This window comes from Flagellimonas abyssi (assembly GCF_019457905.1).
Lineage (GTDB): Bacteria > Bacteroidota > Bacteroidia > Flavobacteriales > Flavobacteriaceae > Flagellimonas > Flagellimonas abyssi.
In genome coordinates this window covers 1-4,784 of record NZ_JAHZSV010000066.1, presented here as the reverse complement: position 1 = coordinate 4,784, position 4,784 = coordinate 1, and the positions used below count along the sequence as shown (strand labels likewise).

General features: G+C 40.1%; 5 protein-coding genes. 1 reads left to right on the top strand and 4 read right to left on the bottom strand.

Features of this window, described 5'->3' with window-relative positions:
- Positions 1 to 58: 58 nt before the first annotated feature.
- Together K1F36_RS19590 and K1F36_RS19585 are read right to left on the bottom strand one after the other, a co-directional pair.
- On the bottom strand, positions 59 to 748 hold the full coding sequence (locus K1F36_RS19590; RefSeq protein WP_220115298.1) for a LytR/AlgR family response regulator transcription factor: 690 nt from the start codon (positions 746 to 748) through the stop codon (positions 59 to 61).
- A 3-nt stretch (positions 749 to 751) separates the two neighbouring features.
- Positions 752 to 1,750: a sensor histidine kinase gene (locus tag K1F36_RS19585; protein WP_220115297.1), complete on the bottom strand. Its 999-nt coding sequence runs from the start codon at positions 1,748 to 1,750 to the stop codon at positions 752 to 754.
- A gap of 261 nt (positions 1,751 to 2,011) precedes the next feature.
- On the opposite strand from K1F36_RS19585, the gene K1F36_RS19580 reads away from it, so the two are divergent.
- Positions 2,012 to 2,572, top strand: coding sequence for a YceI family protein (locus K1F36_RS19580; RefSeq protein WP_220115296.1), 561 nt, complete (start codon positions 2,012 to 2,014; stop codon positions 2,570 to 2,572).
- A 58-nt stretch (positions 2,573 to 2,630) separates the two neighbouring features.
- Here K1F36_RS19580 and K1F36_RS19575 read toward each other — a convergent pair whose 3' ends face one another.
- Positions 2,631 to 3,644 carry a DUF4421 family protein gene (locus K1F36_RS19575; RefSeq protein WP_220115295.1) on the bottom strand — a complete coding sequence of 338 codons (1,014 nt, stop codon included), beginning with the start codon at positions 3,642 to 3,644 and terminating at the stop codon, positions 2,631 to 2,633.
- Between the two features lie 76 nt (positions 3,645 to 3,720).
- The gene (locus K1F36_RS19570; RefSeq protein WP_220115294.1) at positions 3,721 to 4,527 is read right to left on the bottom strand and encodes a hypothetical protein; all 807 of its coding nucleotides are present in this window, start codon (positions 4,525 to 4,527) and stop codon (positions 3,721 to 3,723) included.
- Between the last annotated feature and the right edge of the window lie 257 nt (positions 4,528 to 4,784).

Genomic DNA, 4,784 nt, shown 5'->3' with positions numbered 1-4,784 from the left:
TAACAAAAAAGTCGGAAGAATAATCTTCCGACCATGACTGCAGAAATCTGGGCTTTTTTTATAGAATACTTTTTAAGAAGTTATCCTTATATGCCCTCCCCATGGGTATTTTGGCTCCATTGCTCAGCATTACAAGATTTCCCGATATACGATCTATTTTTTTGGTGTTGATGATATGCGATTTGTGTATTTGATAGAACTGACTGCCTCCCAATACTTCCATCCAATGGCGCAAAGGCTCATTGGACAATATTTTTTTGTCCTTTAGGTGAATTTCTGTGTAATCCGAATCGGAAGCAATGGTATAAATGTCACGTACCAAAACCTTGATGTGCTCATGGCTGGATTTTACATAGATCTCGGTGAGTGGCGTAGTATCATTTTTGGTACTTACATGTTCGTGCTTTGCGTTGACCTTATTGACAGCTTGCAGGAAACGTTGAAAAGAAAAGGGCTTTAAAAGATAGTCCACGACGTTCAAATCGTATCCTTCGAGTGCATATTCTGAAAAAGCAGTGGTCAATATAACATGTGGAGGGTCCGGAATGCTCTTTAGAAAATCCAGTCCATTTATTTTGGGTAGATGGATATCGAGGAACATGAGGTCCACCGACTCCTTGTTCAGGAATTCCATAGCCGTCAATCCATCGGAGAAAACCTGTACCAGTTCCAATGTGGGCACATCCTGAATAAACTTCTTTAGTATTCGCTGTGCCGGCGGCTGATCTTCAACAATTATACACCTCATAAACTAAACCTTTTCCAATTCCAGCTTCAGAAACACCTTATAGCTGTTATCGGTCTCCTCTATATGCAAAATATGTTTTTTTGGATAAAGAAGTTCAAGACGCTTCTTTACATTTTTTAAACCGATTCCTTTGGCAACACTATCCAGACTAAACCCTGGCTCATAATTGTTCTTGCACCTGAACTCCAATATAGAATTACTCAACTTTACGGAAATATCTATTTCTATATTTGAAGACTGTCCCGATTGGCTGTGCTTGAAGGCATTTTCTATGAAAACAATCAAAATCAAGGGTGCAATCCTATAATCTCCCTCAATTTCGTCCACATCAAACTGTACTTCCCCCCTATCTTCTATCTGCAATTTATACAGACGGATAAAATTGCCCAATTGCTCCAGCTCCTTTTTCAAGGGCACTAATTTTTCCTTGGATTCGTACAGCATATAGCGCAATACTCCGCTCATCTCGAGTATGATTTCTGGAGTTTTGGGAGATTCCTGCAAAGCATAAGAATACAGGTTGTTTAAATTGTTGAACAAAAAGTGAGGATTTATTTGACTACGCAAAAATTGAAGTTCACTTTCTTGTATGGTGGTTTCGAGTTCATCGATTTGGGCCTGTTTTTTAAGGGCATCCCATCCAAATTTACATCCTGACAGAATGAACATTACGGGCAAAATTCCCAAAAGGGAAACATAAACACCCGGAAAAGTATCTGCTCGTTTGGTACCCGGGAAGATGATGGGTTCCAAAACAACTTCTTCAATTACAATAACAATTGATACCACTATGGCCGAACCCAAGAAAAACTGCCAATATTTCTTTTTGTACAAGAATTTAGGCATAAGATAGTAGGTAACACCCACGGTGGCCAAGGCATAAAACAAAAGAAATATTGCCCTGTGCACTACTATACTTCCTGTATTCCTATCAAAAGAAAAAAACAGGAGAACCAATACGTGCAATACTATTTGAAAAAGAAGTTCCTTTTTAGAAATCAATGCAATTATAGTTAGGTGAGCTAAATCTATGTATAAAACTGCTTTTACAAAAAAGTAGCTTTACCAACAACCATATTTAACCCCTCAACGACATCTTATTTCTTTCCATTCTTAACCAATTGGTTGATTGAGGGTTAACCCATGTTGTTCACGGAAAATATTTATATCTTAAGTTTTAATTGACCATATTTAGTTGAAAATTTTATCTGAAATTGGTAAAAGCATTATAAACAAAACTACTAACACTTAAATCACACAATCATGAAGAAGACTATTTTCGTACTTGCGTTTTTAACATCCCTAGCGGTTGCGGCACAATCCACTTGGAAATCGGACGGGGCACACTCCAAAGTCGGTTTTGGCATTTCACACCTAATGATCTCTACCATAGAGGGCCATTTTAGTGATTTTGACATAACAGCAACAGCGACTGATACTTTTGACGACGCCGAATTTATGGTGGATATTAAAACCAACAGTATTGATACGGATAATGATAGGCGCGACGATCATTTAAGAAGTGCCGACTTTTTTGAGGTGGAAAAGTATCCTTCCATCACTTTTAAGAGTACCAGCTTTGAAAAGACCGGAGACAAAACCTTTAAGTTAATGGGCGACCTTAGCATGCACGGGGTTACCAAACCGGTTACCTTGGAAGGCACTGTCAACGGAATAATTACCGATCAACGCAGTCAAAAATTGAAAGCAGGACTAAAACTTACCGGAACCGTAGACCGATTGGCATTCGGAGTTGGTGGTGACACCCCAACATTGGGGGATGAAGTGGAGCTGACCATCCATTTGGAAATGGCGCAGCAATAAAATATGTCTCCATACAAAGAGCCACCTATTTCGGTGGCTCTTTCTTTTCCCCTCTTAACTAAAAAATTCTTTTTAATCTCTCCGGCGCCTCAAATCGATAACCAATATAAAATGCCCCATGCCATAGATTATTGGAGATGTTGTCATCATCGTCATCGTATGAAGTACCATTCAACTCACCGATAACTCCCAAATAGAGCTTATCCGTATTATAACCCACGCGAAGTCCTGCTCCGTACTCGGTAACAAAATAGTTGTTTTTCTCCACCTCACCTTGCAGGGTATATTTGGAGAATTTGGGACCAATGCCGCCCCTTACGGACGGAACTATATTTACGTTCGGAGTCACCACCAAATTATAATAATATCCAATATCGGCTCTTAAATCGACTACGTTCTCCTTTCCGTAGGCGTTCCCCTCCTCAAAAGCAAAAGTATTGGTGAATTTGGTGAACTCATACTGTATGGATGGTATAAAGCTCCCCTTACTTTCCAATTGCCATTCTTGACGGTTTAAGATGGATCTTAATGAGAAGTCCTTGTTAAGTATAAAACCGGTACCTCCGCCCCACGTAATACTCTTTAGGTCCGGGAATTGCAAATAGGGATCGCCCCCGGTCCAGGTAGGAAGAAAATCTTGGGTATTCTCAACATAAAACCCTTTCATTCTTCTAAAAAACACATTCTGTACAAATCTTCCAGGAAACAGGTTGGCCTGATAGTTCTGAAATGAACTTTTTCCCCGCTCTTCATCGTCATCATTGCCTGGCAGAAACTCCGGGGCGAAAGAGGCACTCAAGTTCAAAAATTTATAGTTGAACCTGACCGTGAGCTTTAGGTCATTGTTGGAAACCAAATGGGCATTTACACCATCATCTGGATTGTTAATAAAAAACTCATCAATATCAGTACTAAAATCGATGCCATAAGCAAGTTTATCCTCGTAGGATATTATACTGGTAGAGCCCAAATCTTGTCCGTACATTTGTTGATGGGCAAAAAACATTAGATACAGGAAAGTGATTGTTTTGGCCAAAAACGGCCCTTTGATGGTTTGTGTTTTGGATTGCATGGTCAGTTGAAGGATTAATGGGTTGTATTTAAACGGGAACTCCCTGTTAAAGCAAAGCTCCCAAAAGATTGGCTGTCTACTTATGCTTGTCTCCCCAAGGGGTGCGCTTAACAACGTAATTTATAGTTGCCTGATATTTATCCAACGACGAACCAAAGCCATTTCTTTTAACACTGTGCACGGTTTGCCCTTGGTCGTTATAAATGCTCATTTCTATAGTGGTATCATAATTATCACTGGTGGAAGAGCTACTGCTACTAAACTCCTTACCCGATTTTTCCCTATCCTTACTATCCCTCTTATCCTTATCCTTATAAGTGGTGCTGGTACTACCGAACGTCATAGTTCCCTCATAATTAATGTTCGCCGTTCCGTACACTACAAATTCCACCCCCAACAACTTGGCCACCTCTTGGGGAAGCTTTGCCTTTATGGTGTTAGCGTTCAGGTTATTTTTCAACAAAAGCGCGTTGGTGGTCATTGGGTCTAAAATGGTAAGCCCTCTGGTATTGTCCATAAAAGAGTTGATGGTAGTATGCTGAATTTCCTCTCCCATGGCATCGGTGGTCAATGAGCTTTCGTTGGAAATCATGGTAAAAGGAATCACGGCAAGTTTGTTCCGGGAATTTGCACTGGCAACAGCTGCAGCGGTTACGGGGGCAGCAGCCTCATTGATTACCTGCGTTCTCCCACTGCCGAACACGATTTTGTTGATTTTTGATTTTTCCAAGGAATATTCCAAGCTTTCGCCCGTATAAACAAACGTAATGGCGTTGTCCTCCATGGCTTTTACGGTTCCTTCGTTGACCTTGCCATCGAGCATATAAACTTTGTCAACGGCATCTTGGGCCTTGGCACTTTCATTGCAAAACAGTAATGCCATGGCACATAAAAAAAATAGATAATGATTTCATTTTAGGTTGATTTACAAGTGTTTATGTACTTAAATTACAAAAAAAAGAATTGACCAGACAGGTGGTCCACAGATTTTTCGTACAAAAAATGGGTATTAAAGAATATTCTTGAAATCGAGTGAGCATTGTTGGTACTAAAGTTAGATGTACCACATGGGAAAAGAACTACGAAGTTGCACAGTACCAACAAAAAAAGCCACCGAAATTCGGTGGCTTTTGCTTTGGA